The 16,923-nt window shown below is 45.5% G+C and carries 16 protein-coding genes and 1 pseudogene; all 17 read left to right on the top strand.

Annotation, left to right across the window (positions count from 1 at the left end):
- Position 1 precedes the first annotated feature (1 nt).
- The gene (locus HY811_01580) at positions 2 to 994 is read left to right on the top strand and encodes a response regulator (GenBank protein ID MBI4833497.1); all 993 of its coding nucleotides are present in this window, start codon (positions 2 to 4) and stop codon (positions 992 to 994) included.
- A gap of 12 nt (positions 995 to 1,006) precedes the next feature.
- Positions 1,007 to 2,116 carry a hypothetical protein gene (locus tag HY811_01575; protein MBI4833496.1) on the top strand — a complete coding sequence of 370 codons (1,110 nt, stop codon included), beginning with the start codon at positions 1,007 to 1,009 and terminating at the stop codon, positions 2,114 to 2,116.
- Positions 2,117 to 2,607: 491 nt separating this feature from the next.
- Positions 2,608 to 3,963 carry a sigma-54-dependent Fis family transcriptional regulator gene (locus HY811_01570; protein ID MBI4833495.1) on the top strand — a complete coding sequence of 452 codons (1,356 nt, stop codon included), beginning with the start codon at positions 2,608 to 2,610 and terminating at the stop codon, positions 3,961 to 3,963.
- Positions 3,964 to 4,496: 533 nt separating this feature from the next.
- Positions 4,497 to 5,900, top strand: coding sequence for a sigma-54-dependent Fis family transcriptional regulator (locus HY811_01565; GenBank protein MBI4833494.1), 1,404 nt, complete (start codon positions 4,497 to 4,499; stop codon positions 5,898 to 5,900).
- A 270-nt stretch (positions 5,901 to 6,170) separates the two neighbouring features.
- Positions 6,171 to 6,935: a response regulator gene (locus HY811_01560; protein MBI4833493.1), complete on the top strand. Its 765-nt coding sequence runs from the start codon at positions 6,171 to 6,173 to the stop codon at positions 6,933 to 6,935.
- A 20-nt stretch (positions 6,936 to 6,955) separates the two neighbouring features.
- Positions 6,956 to 7,453, top strand: a complete 498-nt coding sequence (locus HY811_01555) for a hypothetical protein (GenBank protein MBI4833492.1) — start codon at positions 6,956 to 6,958, stop codon at positions 7,451 to 7,453.
- 32 nt (positions 7,454 to 7,485) lie between these two features.
- Positions 7,486 to 8,511, top strand: a complete 1,026-nt coding sequence (locus tag HY811_01550; protein MBI4833491.1) for a hypothetical protein — start codon at positions 7,486 to 7,488, stop codon at positions 8,509 to 8,511.
- 14 nt (positions 8,512 to 8,525) lie between these two features.
- Positions 8,526 to 8,906, top strand: a complete 381-nt coding sequence (locus HY811_01545) for a hypothetical protein (GenBank protein MBI4833490.1) — start codon at positions 8,526 to 8,528, stop codon at positions 8,904 to 8,906.
- Between the two features lie 209 nt (positions 8,907 to 9,115).
- Positions 9,116 to 9,623 (top strand): annotated as a pseudogene (locus tag HY811_01540) (ORF6N domain-containing protein).
- Positions 9,624 to 9,634: 11 nt separating this feature from the next.
- Positions 9,635 to 10,309: a right-handed parallel beta-helix repeat-containing protein gene (locus HY811_01535; protein ID MBI4833489.1), complete on the top strand. Its 675-nt coding sequence runs from the start codon at positions 9,635 to 9,637 to the stop codon at positions 10,307 to 10,309.
- 34 nt (positions 10,310 to 10,343) lie between these two features.
- Positions 10,344 to 11,666, top strand: a complete 1,323-nt coding sequence (locus HY811_01530) for an NCS2 family permease (protein MBI4833488.1) — start codon at positions 10,344 to 10,346, stop codon at positions 11,664 to 11,666.
- A gap of 126 nt (positions 11,667 to 11,792) precedes the next feature.
- Complete coding sequence (locus tag HY811_01525; protein MBI4833487.1) at positions 11,793 to 12,065, top strand: winged helix-turn-helix transcriptional regulator; 273 nt, start codon at positions 11,793 to 11,795, stop codon at positions 12,063 to 12,065.
- A gap of 25 nt (positions 12,066 to 12,090) precedes the next feature.
- Positions 12,091 to 12,411, top strand: coding sequence for a DsrE family protein (locus tag HY811_01520; GenBank protein ID MBI4833486.1), 321 nt, complete (start codon positions 12,091 to 12,093; stop codon positions 12,409 to 12,411).
- 30 nt (positions 12,412 to 12,441) lie between these two features.
- The gene (locus HY811_01515) at positions 12,442 to 13,509 is read left to right on the top strand and encodes an efflux RND transporter periplasmic adaptor subunit (GenBank protein MBI4833485.1); all 1,068 of its coding nucleotides are present in this window, start codon (positions 12,442 to 12,444) and stop codon (positions 13,507 to 13,509) included.
- A gap of 18 nt (positions 13,510 to 13,527) precedes the next feature.
- Positions 13,528 to 14,208 (top strand): ABC transporter ATP-binding protein, encoded by a 681-nt coding sequence (locus tag HY811_01510; protein ID MBI4833484.1) that lies wholly within the window; start codon positions 13,528 to 13,530, stop codon positions 14,206 to 14,208.
- A 21-nt stretch (positions 14,209 to 14,229) separates the two neighbouring features.
- Positions 14,230 to 15,441 (top strand): ABC transporter permease, encoded by a 1,212-nt coding sequence (locus HY811_01505; GenBank protein ID MBI4833483.1) that lies wholly within the window; start codon positions 14,230 to 14,232, stop codon positions 15,439 to 15,441.
- Positions 15,442 to 15,452: 11 nt separating this feature from the next.
- A complete protein-coding gene (locus HY811_01500) occupies positions 15,453 to 16,721 on the top strand; it encodes an ABC transporter permease (GenBank protein ID MBI4833482.1) in 1,269 nt (422 codons plus the stop codon).
- Positions 16,722 to 16,923 lie beyond the last annotated feature (202 nt).

Raw genomic sequence — 16,923 nt, 5'->3', positions numbered from 1 at the left:
TATGATTAAAATTCTAATTGTATCAGAAGATGAGCAACTGCGCGAAACAATCGGCGAATTTATCCATGCCGAAGGCGGTTATAGTACGATTAGCATAGATGATGGTAATAAAGCTCTGGAGTTGTTTAAATCTAATCCGGTTGATTTAGTGTTCATCGATTTAGCTCTGACGACCATAAATGCCAATGATGTTTTCCGCCGCTTGAGGAAGCTTAAACCATTTCTAAAAGTGGTTATTATTAGTGATTCTTCCAGTCAACAGGACTTTAGCGAAAGTTTAATTTCATCTGAGGAGATGGTTGAAGGTTTTATTTTCAAGCCGCTCAATACAGGCGAACTTAAGAAAAGCCTGCGGATTGCGGTGGAAGGCAATACACATACGGCATTCCATTTAATGACGGAACGCTTGGAAATCCTGGGTGGCATTGCCAAATTGTATGTTTTAACTTTTTCACGTGTTTTATCTGGGATCATGCAAAAAAGCATGGAAGCATCTCTGCAACAGGTCAATATCCTTTCTTTAGAACATATTGCCCGTCCGTTAGAAGAGCCCGGATTATCTTCGGTTTGCCTGAACAGCCAATTTTCCGGCGCCATCAACGGCAATATGCTATTCTTAACCTCATGGAAAGATAGTTTGCTCTTGATTGATTCGATAAAAAAAATACCGTTCGGCAGCACCAGAGTTTTTGATGACTTGGGTCAGGTTTACTTAAAATCAGCCGGGACGATTTTTATAAAAACATGTTTTCAAGAAATTTCGCAACGCCTGAAACTTTCGGCCAAGCTCGAAGTACCCGAATTAGCCTTTGAGCATCGTAATGCCTTGATTAAAGCAATCACCGAAAAATTAGCCCCGGCCCGAAAAACCAAAGACGAATATCTCTTTACTATTGAAATGAAATTCAGTATTATAAACTCGCCGATTAACTGCTGGTTTATCCTGGTTTCTCCGGGTAATTTTAAACAGTATGTTTTAGACTTTGCGAATTAGCGGATAAAAATTATGGCCGAACTATCTTTACGCCCCGGAACGAACCTTAAAACCCAGGTAGGCACGCGCTTATGGGGCAGGGTAAAACTTTCCAATTTCATGGAGCTTCCCGAAAAAGATTTCCGCAAATTAATCATGGAAACCGAGCTTCACCCGTTTTTCAAGAAACTATTCGTTCCTGATAATCCCAGGGAAAAAATCATCAGTTACCAGCGCTTTCCACAGACCGACCTGGCAGACCGGTATTGCCAGTTGAACGAAGAAATTACCGTGTCCCGCGGTGCGGCGGATATATCACCGCTCCTGGAGAAGAAAAAAGAACTTATTCCTGAAATCAAAAAGATCGGGTTGGATAATTTTAAACGTTATTTCGTTACGCCCGATGAAAATTTGAGCAAGCAGGATATTGCCGAAGCTTGCAATATTCCTTTATCGCAGGTCAAAGCCATTCGGGAACTAATGGACGAGCTTTATCTTCTGGACCTGGCGCACCCGATGGCTGCTTCCGCGCCCGTACCGGCGGCTGCACCAGGAGTGAAAATCGCGGCAATCGAACATGACGATGCCCCCCAGGCCGGCCAGACGGCATTTAAAATAGGGTATCTTTCCACGCACTATGCACGCGGCCGTTATAACGTGAATTACAAAAGATTGTTCCAGCTTAAATCGCAGAATAAATTTTCCTCGACTGATTTTAGGGAAATAGAAAAACTTCTCAAGCAAATAGAGTTGATTAACACGAGGCAAACCATTCTTTACCAGGTGGTCAAGAAAATCGTAAACGATCAAACTGAGTATTTCCGGACGAGGGACGAAAACGCCTTGAAACCGCTTACCCAGCAGATGCTGGCAAAATATTTGAAGGTGCACCGCAGCACCGTTAACCGTGCGATCAATCATAAATATATCGAAACACCGTGGGGTGATGAAAAATACCTTAAGTTTTTCCTGACCAACCGGAAACTGTTCATTAAAAAAATACTATCGCAATTCAATGGTGATTCGGGCAATAAATTGACCGATGAAAAAATAAGGGAAATAATCAGGGGAAAATATAATATCACCCTCGCCCGCCGGACTATCTGCGCTTATCGCAACGAATTGAATACCATAAAACCGTAAAGCCGCAATTCCTGATACAAATAAGAAAGTTTCACCTCATATTAAATCCCTGTCCAAGCTTGAGGTGCTTTCTCGGATGCCGGGATGAATCCGGTCGAAGCTTGCTTTTTGGCCTCACCGCTAAAGACTAGGATGATTACGCCCGTAAAAAAAGCATGGAGCTAAAAAGTTGACTTTAATCAGGTTATTCTATATTATATGAATAAAGTCGCTCTATCTCTGGAATTAACGTGGATTGAACAAGGATTAAACAGCAGCATTGAATTGGATTGATGAGAAATGTTCTTGTTCTTAAATAACTATTTATCAACCTTGCGGGGAAATGTTTTCGGCTCCTTTATTGCGCAACAACGCGACAAGGGGAGGGAGAAAAGTCCTTGGTTTTTATCCGCAAGGTTGGCTCGAGGATTTTTGCCTAGTCCTTCCCGTTTTTTAGCGTAAGGATTGGAACAATCAACCATCTTTGATGCGACTATTGCGAAAGGAGTCTGATGAGCAAAAAAATAAACCTTTTCGTAGTGGACGACGATGAAGGAATACGCAGTCTTCTCGCCAGGGCATTATCCAAAGATAAATATAGCATGGAGGTTTTTGCCAACGCCAAAGCGGTTCTTGGCAGGATGAAAACAAAAGAGTTCGATATTGGCCTGATTGATATAAACATGCCGGAGATGAACGGGATTGAATTGGTGAGGATACTCAAGTCGCAAAAAGTATCACCCGAATGCATCATTATTACCGGCGAAGGTAACGTGCCGACCGCCGTTGAAGCTATGAAATTGGGTTGTTGTGATTACCTTCCCAAACCCGTCAATATAGGCGAACTCGAAGCGACTATTGATGCATCATATAAAAGAATGGCTAGCCGCGGTGAAAATAATAATGTGGGGGAAACATTACCGGCGAAAAACAGCTATTACAGGATGATTGGGAAAAGCCAAAAGATTAAAGAGGCCTTTTTCCTGATTAATAAGGTGGCGAAAATTGCCCCCACGATTTTAGTCAGCGGGGAAACTGGGACAGGCAAGGAATTAGTGGCAAAAACGATCCACAGTATTAATCATCTGGATAAAAATTCGTTTGTCATTGTTGATTGCACATCCATCCCGGAAACGCTTTTCGAAAGCGAGCTGTTCGGACATGAAAAAGGCGCTTTTACGAATGCCCTTTCTGCCAAACCGGGGCTTTTTGAGTTGGCGGATAAAGGGACTTTGTTCATTGATGAAATTACGGAAATGAACCTTGCTACACAGGCAAAACTCCTGCGTGCGATAGAAACCCGGGAATTCCGCCGCGTCGGCGGCTGCGAACAAATCAAGGTCAACGTTAGAATCATTGCGGCAACCAATAGAACTTTACAGGAGGAAGTTGAAAAAGGCAATTTCCGCAATGATTTATATAACCGTTTGAATATGGTCAATATCCACCTGCCTTCTTTGAGGGAACGAAAAGAGGATATTCCCTTGCTGGCAAGATATTTTATTGCCAGGAAAGGGGTCAAAGCAAATAAAAAAATTACACCTGACGCCATGAAAATCCTTATGCAATATAACTGGCCGGGAAACATCAGGGAATTATGTAATGTCGTCGAGCGCGCCTTGATGATTTCTGAAGGTGATTGCATTTTGCCCATTGACCTGCCGATGCATCTTTCCAACCAACTCAATTTTCTTGCCCCTGATAAACTATGCCCTAAGGAATCAATAAAAGATTTTGAGCGAAACATTATCGTTAAAGCCCTTGAAGATCACAAAGGCAATAAAATAAAAGCCGCCCTGGCTTTAAAATTTAGCCGCTCAAAATTATACAGGAAGTTGAAGGAATACCGGATTAATACATTCCTATAACCGCATCCCTCCAGAAAATCCGCGTTTTGGGAATCATTGCCAGCATAACTGTCCCAAATATGGGAAAATGGCACACGATACTGTGTCATTAATGGGAAAATTTGTTGCTACGCACAACAAGAATCCAGCCCTTAATTTAATTCTATGTCTTTAACTCCAATAAAGGCATATGGTTAGGGCAATAAGTAAAGATTATGTCAATAATCCGGCATAGTGGCACAAAAATTGCTTATATTGAATGATGACCTGAGAAAAATAGCCTTGCGGACATTAGCTCCTTTGTTGTGAGGGAAGTAATAAGGGGAGGGAAACAACGTCCTTGGGCTTTGCCCATAAGTTTTACCCGCAAGGTTGACTTAGGGATGTTAGTCTAACCCTCCCCACTTGTTTCCGGTAGAAATGCTCGGGGGGAAGCTGGAATCCTTTGATTTGACTCGCTTGATTTTGCACCTGGATATTTAGCTTCTCCCTTTTTATAATTCTTGTATGGTATAGGTGTTGCTTAGGTAAAAATATTATATAGAAAGAGGGGTATGAACGAGCAGCCCAAGGTCTTGATTATTGATGATGATGAGCCGTTTGTTGACAGCCTGACCATTAATTTGGCAGAGGCGAATTACCAGGTGTTTTCTACCCCGAACCTGTCAGCCGGGCTCAAGGATTTGACCGAAAAGAAGATTCTGGTCGTTCTGGTAAGCGCCAATCAGGATGAAGGAGAATCCCTAGAAACCCTTAAAAGCCTTAAAATCTACCTGCCTTTTGTAGAAGTTATAATTCTCGCCCGCAAAGGCAATTTTAAAATAGCCTGCCGTGCCATGTCGCTGGGAGCGCATAATTTTCTGGTAAAATCATCAAATTCGGAGGAATTCATTTCGGTTATCGGCAGTGCTTACCGGAAAGCCAACCGTAATTACAAGAAAGAAATAGAAAAAAACGATGGCAAATGGTCCGTTATCAAGCCGTCTGCCACGGAGTTTATCGGCCAAAGCACTGCGATTAAAGGCATCCAGAATGTGGTTAGCAAGGTGGCGCCGACCAATGCTTCTGTCTTGATTTCCGGTGAAACCGGCGTAGGGAAAGAACTGGTGGCCCGCATGGTCCATCAAAACAGCAAGCGTTCGCAGGCGCCTTTTATCCCGATTAACTGCGGTGCCATTCCGGAAAATCTCCTGGAAAACGAGCTTTTCGGGCATACCAAAGGTGCGTTTACCGATTCGGTCAATTCCAAACTCGGGCTTTTGGAAGAAGCTAACAAGGGCACCCTTTTTCTGGATGAAGTAACTGAACTTTCTGCTACCCTTCAGGTTAAATTATTGCGGGTGATAGAAACCGGCACTTTCAGGCGACTGGGTGATAACCAGGAACGCTGGGTGGATGTCCGGATTGTTTCCGCTACGAACCGCAATATTGCCGATGAGGTTAAGTCCGGCCGGTTCAGAAGCGATTTTTATTACCGGCTGGCGGTAATGAATATCCAGGTTTATCCCCTGCGCATGAGGCCGGATGATATCATGCTACTGGTCGGTCATTTTTCAGGTTTATATGAAAAAAACAACGGTCAAAAGAGGAAACCATTTTCCCCAAGCGCCATCCAAATGCTCCTCGAATACGATTGGCCGGGTAATATCAGGGAATTGAAGAATTTCGTGGAAAGGGTGCATATCCTGAGTGAAAATGAAACCATTACTCCGGCTGATGTGGCGCTGGCCATCCCATCACTGGATGATTACCAGATTTTGTGGGAAGAACTGGATCTATTTAGCAATAAAGCTCCACATAAAATTAAACCCCTTTCCGAAATGCAGCAGAAATATATCCAGTATGTCATAAACCAGGCTAACGGCAATCTGGAGAAAGCTGCGGAAATGATTAATATCCCGCTGGAAGAACTCCGTGATAAAATAGCGACCCACTCCGCCATAGAAGAACAAATTTAACACGGTATCCTGGAAGTTAAATGCTTCTTTTAAATCCAACAAAGATTATGAATTGTTCTCATGTCATTTTGGCATAAATGTTGCTTCTCTTTTAAGCGGAATATGAAAACGATAAATATACCGCTTGAAAGACGCGGAGAGACCAATAAATAAATATTTTAATTTATATGCTCTAGGCGTCCGACCCTGCCCGCCTATTATACGACGGGCAGGTCAGCGGTTTTTTTACTGTTAGTATCGAAAAACTGCATAATATCCTGGAAAGATAAGATGGAAAAAATCCTAGTCGTGGATGATGATGTGGCGATAAGGGATTTATTATACAGGCTTCTTAACCGCTATGGTTATGCGGTGGATACCAGTGTTTCGGGAGAGGATGCGCTTCTTAAGCTGCGCAATGATCGGCCGGATTTGATAATCCTGGACCATCGTATGCCCGGGCTAAGCGGCTTGGATTTATTGCGGGAAATCAGGCGGTTTGATCCAGCAGTTGATATAATCATGTTGACCGGTTTTGGCACGGAAGAACTGGAAAGGGATGCCAGAGTTTTTGGGGTGACCCGTTTCCTGCAAAAGGGTTTGAGCATAGAATCATTCATGAATACCATCGAAGATTTGAAGCTTAAAAAGAAACCAGCTTCTGCCAAGCCCAAGAACCAAACGGCTAAAATTATGATAGTTGACGATGATCCGGAAATATGCAGTTTCTTGGGTAAATTCTTAATGCAGCGCGGTTATACCGTGGATACGGCATCCTGTGGGGAAGAAGCGCTTGATAAAATCAAAGCGGACAGGCCGGACCTCGTTTTACTGGATGTAAACATGCCCGGCATGGACGGCTTGCTGGCCTTAAAAAAAATCAAGGCATTGGATAGAAGAATCAACGTCATGATAATTACAGGCGACCGTGAATCCGGTACGATAGACCAGGCTTTAAATCTGGGTGCATTCGAATATATCATGAAGCCGTTTAATCTGGAATACCTGGACCTGGTCGTTTTGACCAAAATCTTCATGGCTGATGGCGGATGTTAATAATATAAGGAGGTGCGATTATGCCCAATAATGAAGTAAAAGTGGAAAAAACAGCCCGTTCAGAGGAGAGCATTAAGAATACGGAATTCTGCGATAAGGCTGGCAAGCTTGCCGGCAAAGTAACGAAGCGTTTATATATTATACAGAAGCAGATTGAAAAGCAGCTGTCCAAACTGGGCAATTCAAGTTCCCGCTTTGCCAGGAAGGCGCTGGGCCAGTTTGAAAACAGCTGGAAACTGCTGCGCCAGGAACAAAAGCTGGGTGAGTGCCATACCGAACTGGGCGCCGAAATTTCGCGGCTTCTCAAGCAAAGCGACAAGGATATTTTCAGCCAGCCGAAGGTTAAGGCGTTAATTAAGCAGATTCGGGAAATCGAAGATGCTATCCAGAAGATTAAAAAATCCGTTGAAACTAAAAAAACAAGCCGGGCAAAACCGGCCAGGCTGCGGGCGAAAAAGGCAAATCCGCCTTTATCCCAGCCGGGAGGTGCTTCTAATGCCGCATCCGAACAGGTTTAATTGCGGCAGCCGGCATTAAAAGGAGAACCAAAATGTTAGAAAAAGGTTTTTGTGTCAAATGCAAAAAAAGGATGGATATTGAAAATTACAAGGAAGTCGTGTTGAGTAACGGCATGAAAGCCATCCGGGGGGCTTGTTCCTCATGCGGGACCCCGATATTTACCATCGTCGGCAGGGCGGCGCAATCCGCCCAGCCGGCCGGGGCCGCCCCTGCGCAGGCAGCGGAACAACAAAACATGCGGAAAAATACTATCTGCAACCGGGTGAGCGAGTTTTCCAACAATATCGTCCGCCAGGTTTATCCCATCGGTAAAATAGGAACCTCAGCTTACCAGGCGGTCCAGAAAGCCGTAAAGAAAAGCGAGGATGTGGTCAAAAGCACCTTTGCCTGCTGCATCGGATGCCCTGATGATGCGGAATTGAAAAAATATAAGGCGGAACAGCAGAAACTTTTTGCCTCGCTTGGCGCAGAGGTTTTAAAGCGCAGGAAAAAACAGATGCCCGGTTTCTTTGACGAGCCGGAGATTAAACAAATGGTTGATAAAGCCGTTGAAATCGGCAGGAGCATACAAAAAATAACGGATGAAATCGAATCCAGGGAACGGGAAAGGAAAAAACAGCATGAATTCGATTTAGCCGTGAACAGTCTGAAAAACAAAAATGCCGCGGTGCGCTTAGCCGCCATCCGGAAGCTGGAACTGCTTGATAAAAAGGAAAGCATTTCTTACCTGGCAGCCGTCCTGGGAGACCCTGATAAGGAAATTAGGAAGCGTGCGTCGGCGCTTATCAACAAATTGGCAAAGGCAGAATTGCCGGATGACCGAAAGAATAATGCCCCAAAGGAAGCAAAATCCGAATCCGTGGCAAAAGCGGAGTCCGGTCAGGAAATGCCTGCCCCACGCCCCCGTAAAGCGGCCAGGCGCGCCAGGTCAAAGCCTGCGACGACTGTTCCTGAAGAATCTGAACCGAAAGAAACCAAGCCAGAGGGTGAAACCAAGCCGGAAGAGACTCCGGGGGATGAATCCAGCCCTGCACCGGCTCCCCAGCCGGCAAATTAATGGAGGGGGAAGATATGTCCAGCACTGCTACTGTGATAAATGATTTGCAGCTAAAAGCGCCGCGTTTTATAGATTACCATCCGGCGACATCGCGTTCCGGAGAGGAAGTCCGCATTGCCAAAAACTTCATTAAAGAGTTCATACGCTATTGCGTTGAAACTGCCGGGAAACCCGTTGGAGATAGTTACGGCTTATATAATGATACCCAAAGGAACGTCATTATTGTGGATTTAAGCGGCACGGAGCATATTGCAAAGGCCTGCATAAAAATATTCGCTGACTTTGCCCGGAGCGAGCCTGGTTTTATCGTTATGGCGCGTCCCAAACAAAGCGTGCGTAAAGAACTCCTTGAAAACGGCTTCCCTGAGGCAAACATCCAATCCAGTGTGGCATAAAAAGAATCACTCCCGGCTAACATCGCTCCCTGCTCAGCCGGCTATTTTATCAGGATTGATTCTTTAGTCTCCATAAACACCGTTGACTTATTAGACTTTTTATTTCTTGCCAAACTTTCCATTGAGGAGTAAAATTAATTATAAGTTATAAACTGTAAGTTAGTAGCATCTTGGCGGGAGTAGACACGATGAGCAATAAACTTTCCATTATTCCTGCGGAATTGCTTGAAGGCGTCGTTTTGTTTATACGCACCCATAACGTCATGCTTGATATTGATTTTGCAATCTCTTTACGGCGTCACCACAAAGCGCCTTAGCGAGCAGGTAAAACGCAATAAAGACAGATTCCCGGACGATTTTATGTTTCAGCTGACATTAAAAGAAAAGGATGAGCTGGTCGCAAATTGTGACCACCTCAAAAGGCTGAGATTTTCCCCTCATTTGCCATATGCTTTTACGGAGCTCGGCGCGGTAATGCTTGCAAGCGTTCTTAACAGCAAAATTGCACTTCGGGCAAGCATACAGGTCGTTCGTACTTTTGTGCGGTTAAGAGAAATGGTATCTACCAATAAGGAATTAGCCCTTCGGTTAGATGCATTAGAACAAAAATATGACAAGCAGTTTAAGGTGGTATTCGATGCCATCAGGCAATTAATGACTGAAGATGAAAAACCCAAGCCCAGAATCGGGTTTCATCTAAGGGGAAAAATAATTTAAGGAGTAGTAATATGAAAAAGAACATGACGGTTTTTATCTGCCTGGCATTGGTCTTGCTTATCGGTTGCACAGGGACAAAGGAAAAAGGTTTCCCTGGAAACCCGCCCAAGGCGGACTTAAATATCCAGAGACTCATAGATAACGCCAAAGACGGCGATGTCGTCGATATCCCTTACGGGCGGTATATCTTAAAGGAAGGGCTTAAAGTGAAAAACCGCATCAATCTGAAAATCCTGTGCCAAAAGGGGACGCAGATTTTTGTCGATGATGTCAATGAAGCCATTATCAGCATAGAAAACTCGCGCGATATCCTATTGGAAAATGCCCACTTGCGCCACCTTAAACCGCTGGAAGAATACGAATGCCACGGTGGCGTGGTCGTCATCCGCGAATCATCCAAAACGGTTATATCCAACTGCGACCTGAACGGATGCGGGGCCATCGGGGTTCATGCGGAAGGAAGTAATTCTGTTACCATTGAGCATTGTTATATCCACGACAATACCTTCACGGCTTTTTATATAAACAACTGCGACGACGTAAAAATCAGGGGTAATATTATCGAAGACAATGCCGGTTTTTTAAATCTTTATAAAATAGGCAATATGGAAATGAGCGACAATCTCATCCAGCGTAACGGTGGATATTGGGGTAAAAAAGAACTAACTCCGGGGCTAAAGAAATAATCAGGATAAGAGGGGGTGTCCCCGGAATTGCGTTATGAAACAAACACTCAATAATTTCTTTAAATTACAGGAACTCAACAGCTCCATCCGCACCGAAGTCATCGCCGGAATAACCACCTTTATGACCATGGCATATATCATCTTCGTCAACTCATCCATGATAGCCAAAACCGGAATGGACTTTAACGCTGCCATGGTGGCCACCTGCATCTCGGCCGCCTTTGCCACGATTTTCATGGGGCTTTATACAAACTATCCGATAGCCTTAGCCGCCGGGATGGGCGAAAACGCCTTCTTCACCTATACGGTCTGCCTGACTATGGGCATCTCCTGGCAGGTAGCGCTGGGCTGCGTCTTTATCGAAGGCGTTCTCTTTATCATTTTGACGATAACAAAAATACGCCAGCTAATCTTCGATGCCATCCCTCCCTGCCTGCGTTACTCCATGGCCTGCGGAATCGGATTATTCATCGCTTTTATCGGACTGATTGATGCCGGAATTGTCACCGGCCATCCGGCGACCCTGCTTACGCTGGGTAATATCCTGAATCCGGCAACCGGGCTGGCGGTTTTGGGGCTGGTTTTAACCGCGGTATTGCTCGCCAAGAATATCAAAGGTGCGCTCTTATGGGGAATTCTCGTTACCGCCGTGCTGGGTATTCTCACAGGCGTTTTAAAGTATGATGGCCTGGTCTCCATGCCGCCCTCGATGGCGCCGACGCTTTTTAAGATGGATATTACCGGTGCGTTCAATATGGGCTTAATGACCGTGATATTTGTCTTTTTATTTATGGATATCTTCGATACGGTCGGCACCCTGGCCGGAGTGGGCGAATTGGGCGGCTTTATCAAAGACGGTAAGATGCCGCGCGCCGGTAAGGCCATGTTAGTTGACGCGGTGGGGACCTGTTTCGGGGCCGTTTGCGGGACACCCACCGTGACCAGCTACATCGAAAGCTCAGCCGGGATAGCGGCGGGCGGGCGGTCGGGCCTGACCAGTATCGTTACCGGGCTTCTCTTTTTGGTCGCCTTGTTTTTCTCTCCTTTTATCAAGATGATTGCCGGCGGATGCAATAATCTGAATCCGGTCACTGCCCCGGCACTGATTATCGTGGGCAGTTTTATGCTTGCTTCCATTATCAAGATAAACTGGAAGGATTATACCGAATCCATTCCGGCATTTATGGTGATTATTACCATCCCGCTGACATTCAGCATTGCCATAGGTATTGGGGTGGGATTTGTCTGCCTCTCTGCGATAAAACTCTTTAGCGGCCGTGGAAAAGAGGTTTCCTGGCTGGTTTATCTCTTATCCGCATTATTCATCCTGCGGTTTATTTATTTGAAGACTGCATAAAATCATCGTCTTACAGGTCTGACCCGCGGCTGGAGAGGCCTGGTTTATTGTGATATCATACCGTGAAAATCTTGACAATTATATAAGTAAAAGCTAATATACTTATAAAGCAAAGGAGCAATTAAAATGTCTGGGTTTACCGTCGTTTGCCAGGCGCTCTCGGTTGAAGCAAGGGTAAAGATACTCCGGCTTCTTAAGGCGCATCGGCTATGCGTCAACGCCATCACCTGTCGTTTGGGCATTACCCAGTCAGCGGTGTCCCAGCACCTGCGGGTTTTAAAATCGGCCGGTTTGGTCAAGGCGAAAAAAAGAGGTTACTGGATGCATTATTCTATTAACACCAAGGCGTTATTAAACCATAGAAGAATGCTTAATAAAACGCTGATTTACGGCAAATAGAAATAGATAAATAAAGGAGTCTTGCATGAAAATAGGAGTGATAATTTCGAGTAATGATGCCGAGACTTGCTGGAATGCGTTAAGGTATGCGAACTTTTGCATCGGGCAGAAGGATGAAGTTAAAATATTCTTTATGGGCAAAGGGGTTGAATATCAAAAGGTCAGCACCGATAAATTCAACACAATAGAGCAAGCCAATAAGATTCTGAAATCAGGTGGCAACGTTTTTGCTTGCGGAACATGCATCAAATCCCGGGAGCAGGAAGGTTCGGAAATGTGCCCAATTTCAACCATGAAAGATATGTATGAAATCGTTAAAGCGAGCGATAAGGTCGTGACTTTTTAAGTCTTTAACGAAATGTCATTCTAAGGATTTATGAAAAAGATATTAGCTGCCTTTATTGGTATTGTTTTAATCGGCACGATTATTGTGGCGGTTGTTTTATCTTCAGAAAAGCAAAATGGCAAATCTTCCTTTGAAACAGCCATCGTAAAAAAGCGGAATATCAACTCATCCATTCTTGCGACCGGCTCTATCAAGCCCATGGTCGGCGCTGAAGTTAAAGTGGGCGCGCGGCTTTCGGGAAAGGTCGAGCATCTTTACGCCAACATTGGCGATAAAATAGAAAAAGGGCAAGTCATCGCCAAGCTGGAGCAGGACGATTTAACCGCAAAAGTTAACGAAGCCAAGATGAACCTGCAGGTGTCTGAGGCGAATCTGGAGCTTATGCAGAAAAAGCTCCAGAGAATACAGTCTCTTTATAAACGAGACCTTGTTTCAAAAGAGGATGTTGACGTGGCGGAAAGGGACTGCAAAGCAACGCAAGCCCAGGTGAATTTGATTAAAGAAACGATTAAATACAACGAAACCCAGCTGTCCTATGCCACGATTATCGCCCCGATTTCTGGCATTATCGCCTCTGTCTCTACCCAGGAAGGCGAAACCGTCGCCGCAGGCTTAAACGCGCCCACTTTCGTTACGATTATTGACCTGTCCAGATTGCAGGTTGATACCTTTGTGGATGAAACCGATATCGGCAGAGTGGCCATCAGCCAGACCGCTACCTTTACCGTCGATGCCTACCCTGATAAGGACTTTTCCGGCAAGGTTATCGCCATATACCCCAAAGCTATCATCCAGCAAAACGTCGTGTATTATGATGTCGTAATCGCTATTACAAACACCGAAGGCCTGCTCAAGCCGGATATGACCGCTTCAGTAATTATATCGGCAGGTAATCGGGATAATGTTTTAAGCGTTCCCAATAAATCCGTTAAGCGCGAATCTGAACAGAAAGTGGTTTATATCCTTCAAGGCGATAAACCGATCAGGAAAGCCGTAAAGACCGGATGGAAAGACAGCAACTTCACGGAAATCCTTGAAGGCGTAGCCGAGGGGGAAACGGTAATAATCGGAGAGACGGGCCTTTCGGATAGCCAATAGGTTAAAGGAGATTTTAATATGATTGAATTAAAGAATATCACCAAGGCTTATAAAAAAGATAACAGTCTTGAGGTGAATGTTCTTAAAGGTGTGAGCCTGGAAATCAAGAAAGGCGAATTCGTCGCCATTATGGCGCCATCGGGCATGGGCAAGTCAACTCTCATGAATATCATCGGCTGCCTGGATAAGCCCACCGGCGGAACATATTTCCTTGATGGCACAGAAGTCGATAAATTGAATGATGACGAGCTTTCGCATATCAGGAACAAGAAAATCGGATTTATCTTCCAGAGTTTTAACCTGTTGCCGGTAAGCACCTCGCTGGAAAACGTGGAACTTCCGCTTATTTACTCATCGGGCAATGTGGATTTAAAGCACCGGGTAAAATCAGTCCTTGAATCTGTGGGGTTAGCGGATAGGCTTCATTACCGTCCTTCGGAATTATCCGGCGGACAACAACAGCGGGTGGCGATTGCCCGGGCGCTGGTGAACGACCCGGCGATTATACTGGCTGACGAGCCGACCGGCAACCTTGACACGGCATCCAGCGAAGAGATTATGGCTATCTTCAAGAAGCTGAACCAGGAAGGCAGGACAATCGTGATTGTCACGCACGAACCTGATATCGCCCGGCAGGCAAAACGCACCATCAATATGAAAGACGGGAAAATCATCAGCGATATTATTGCCCCGCAATAGCGGAAATAGGAGGAATATTTAATGCCACTATCCAAACTTATCAGGGTTTCTTTTAATAGCCTGCTGAAATATAAAGGCAGGACATTCCTCATGATGCTCGGCATCATCATCGGCATCGCCACCCTGACGGTTGTCGTCGCCATGGCAAAGGGCGCGCAAAACAAGATTATGCAGAATATCCAGAATTTCGGGCCGAACTCGGTGATGGTTTCCGCCGGCGGCGGAAAGGCCTGGGGTCCGGCGGATGATCACACGACGACGCTGACGCTTGAAGATGTCACTGCGATTAAAGAATCCGTTAACGGCATCAAATATATCGCGCCGTTTACCATGCATCTGGAACAGGATATTGTTTACGGGAACAAATACGCGACATGCGTAATAGTGGGCGTAACGCCGGAATGGGCAGATGCCTGGCAGTGGTTTACCGAAAAAGGCGATTTCATAAGCGAGGAAGATGTTTCTTCCTTAAGCAAGAATTGCGTGCTCGGGCAAACCATCGTTAAGGAATTATTCGGCAATCAAAACCCCATCGGGGAAACCGTGCGCATCAATAATACTAATTTTAAGGTCATCGGCATAATGAAAAAACGCGGCACAAGCCCGATAGGCATGGATATGGATAGCCGTATAACCATACCGCTCTCCACGGCAATGAGGCGGCTTTTTAATATTACTCATATCGGGATGCTCCGCCTTTATCTGGGTGACCCGAACCGTTTGGATGAGGTTACCAAGAGCGTTGCTTCCATCCTGAGGGAGCGCCATCATATTACGCCTCCCGAAGAAGATGATTTCCGGGTTACTAACTCAATTGCCATAGCCAAAACAGTCCAGGGGGTTTCCCAAACCCTGGTGATATTATTGGGACTGTTGTCTCTAATCGCACTGCTGATCGGCGGCATTGTCATTGCCAATATAATGTTTATCTCTGTCAATGAGCGCCGTAAAGAAATAGGCATCAGGCGTGCGTTCGGCGCCAGGGCCCGTGATATTATGAACCAATTCCTCGTTGAAGCATTGATTATTACCGTGAGCGGCGGCATTATCGGGACGATTCTGGGTATTGCCCTGTCAAAAGGTATTGCCTTTGTTAAAAAGATGCCGGTGGCGATTTCCTGGGAACCGTTTGCCCTTGCCATTGTATTTTCAATGTTAGTGGGGGTTTTATCCGGCATCCAGCCGGCAAAACGCGCCGCATCGCTCGACCCGGTTGAGGCAATACGGGGATAAACTGGCAACTTATGAGAATAATCAGGGGTTCGCAGGTCGCTCTTAAAACGCTCTTCAGCCACAAGCTAAGAACCGTTTTCGCCACTTTGGGCATAATTATCGGCGTCAGTTCGGTTATTGTCATGGTCGCCATCGGCGAGGGCGCGCAAACTAAAGCCTTATCCAAAATCCGGGCTATGGGAACTGATTTGGTTATCGTAACCGCCGGGCAGGTAAGATTAGTCGGCGGAAGGCAAAGGCAAACGGGAAATGTGACGACATTAACCATGAGGGATACCAAAGCCATATCGGATGAGGCGCAAAATATTAAAGCGGTTGCCCCGGTGCAGAGCGCCAAAATGCTTGTCAAATATGAAGCATCCAATACTACCGCCAATATTGTCGGAACAACTGAAGAGATTCTGGGAATAAAGAATCTCCTTATCGATTCGGGCAGGTTCTTTTCGGAAGATGATAATAAATCCCTGCAAAGAGTTGCGGTTCTTGGCAAAACCATTGCAACAGAGTTCTTTGTCGGTGCCGAAGGCAGATTCGCGGAGGCGGGGCAGACCCGCCTCAGGCGGGAAAACAGGAATCCGGTCGGCGAGCAAATCCGCATTGGGAACGTGTTATTTGAAGTTATCGGCATACTAAAGGAAAAAGGAGCGGATATTACGGGCGCGGACCAGGACGATATTATTTATCTGCCGATTAATACGGCGCTCAGGCGGCTGTTTAATCTCAGCTATATCAACAATATTTATGTCCAGGCAAAGGATTCCGGTCATATTGAAAGCGCCGCCAATGAAATCAGGGGAATACTTCAGGAAAAACATAAATTAAGGGGAAAGCCGGATGATTTTACCATACAGAACCAGGCAGAGATTCTGAGAACCGAACAAATAACATCGCAGGTGTTTACGAATCTGCTCAGCGCGGTGGCGGTTATCGCGCTTCTGGTTGGCGGCATCGGTATCTTGGCGGTGATGCTGATATCAATAAAAGAACGAACCAGGGAAATAGGCGTGCGCCGGGCGGTGGGCGCGTTAAGGCGGGATATCCTGCTCCAATTTATCATGGAGTCATTCGTGTTGAGCCTGACCGGCGGAATCATCGGGATTATTTTGGGTGTATTTGCTTCGGTAGGAATTTCTTATTTTACCGGCTGGCAACTTAGCTTATCCGTTCCGGCAATTATAATTGCATTCTTATTCTCCGGCATAATCGGCATGGTATTCGGCGTCTATCCGGCAATCAAAGCCGCCTTTCTAAACCCGATTAAAGCCTTGCAGGCTGAATAGGCTGATAATTTACATACCGAATTCAAAATTTCCCTTGGCATTTCGATTCTGATTAAACTCAATTTCCCGTCGCACCCCCTATTCCAAGTGCTTTGACCGGTCCGGATAGGGGTCAGGAGGGGGGTATAGGGGAGGTGGGTAGAGGGGGTGGTGATACCCTGTAAGGAGGGCATAACTATTTTTGTTCCCCTTAAATAGAATT

Source organism: Planctomycetota bacterium (assembly GCA_016207825.1).
In the GTDB taxonomy this organism is placed as follows: domain Bacteria; phylum Planctomycetota; class MHYJ01; order JACQXL01; family JACQZI01; genus JACQZI01.
This window is presented reverse-complemented; position numbering and strand designations above follow the sequence as displayed.

Excerpts from the sequence above, each read along its gene's own strand:
- HY811_01530 (MBI4833488.1), top strand. The coding sequence starts at position 10,344 with ATGAAACAAACACTCAATAATTTCTTTAAATTACAGGAACTCAACAGC.
- HY811_01510 (MBI4833484.1), top strand. The coding sequence starts at position 13,528 with ATGATTGAATTAAAGAATATCACCAAGGCTTATAAAAAAGATAACAGT.
- HY811_01515 (MBI4833485.1), top strand. The coding sequence starts at position 12,442 with ATGAAAAAGATATTAGCTGCCTTTATTGGTATTGTTTTAATCGGCACG.
- HY811_01575 (MBI4833496.1), top strand. The coding sequence starts at position 1,007 with ATGGCCGAACTATCTTTACGCCCCGGAACGAACCTTAAAACCCAGGTA.
- HY811_01525 (MBI4833487.1), top strand. The coding sequence starts at position 11,793 with ATGTCTGGGTTTACCGTCGTTTGCCAGGCGCTCTCGGTTGAAGCAAGG.
- HY811_01550 (MBI4833491.1), top strand. The coding sequence starts at position 7,486 with ATGTTAGAAAAAGGTTTTTGTGTCAAATGCAAAAAAAGGATGGATATT.
- HY811_01545 (MBI4833490.1), top strand. The coding sequence starts at position 8,526 with ATGTCCAGCACTGCTACTGTGATAAATGATTTGCAGCTAAAAGCGCCG.
- HY811_01500 (MBI4833482.1), top strand. The coding sequence starts at position 15,453 with ATGAGAATAATCAGGGGTTCGCAGGTCGCTCTTAAAACGCTCTTCAGC.
- HY811_01505 (MBI4833483.1), top strand. The coding sequence starts at position 14,230 with ATGCCACTATCCAAACTTATCAGGGTTTCTTTTAATAGCCTGCTGAAA.
- HY811_01520 (MBI4833486.1), top strand. The coding sequence starts at position 12,091 with ATGAAAATAGGAGTGATAATTTCGAGTAATGATGCCGAGACTTGCTGG.
- HY811_01560 (MBI4833493.1), top strand. The coding sequence starts at position 6,171 with ATGGAAAAAATCCTAGTCGTGGATGATGATGTGGCGATAAGGGATTTA.
- HY811_01535 (MBI4833489.1), top strand. The coding sequence starts at position 9,635 with ATGAAAAAGAACATGACGGTTTTTATCTGCCTGGCATTGGTCTTGCTT.
- HY811_01565 (MBI4833494.1), top strand. The coding sequence starts at position 4,497 with ATGAACGAGCAGCCCAAGGTCTTGATTATTGATGATGATGAGCCGTTT.
- HY811_01570 (MBI4833495.1), top strand. The coding sequence starts at position 2,608 with ATGAGCAAAAAAATAAACCTTTTCGTAGTGGACGACGATGAAGGAATA.
- HY811_01555 (MBI4833492.1), top strand. The coding sequence starts at position 6,956 with ATGCCCAATAATGAAGTAAAAGTGGAAAAAACAGCCCGTTCAGAGGAG.
- HY811_01580 (MBI4833497.1), top strand. The coding sequence starts at position 2 with ATGATTAAAATTCTAATTGTATCAGAAGATGAGCAACTGCGCGAAACA.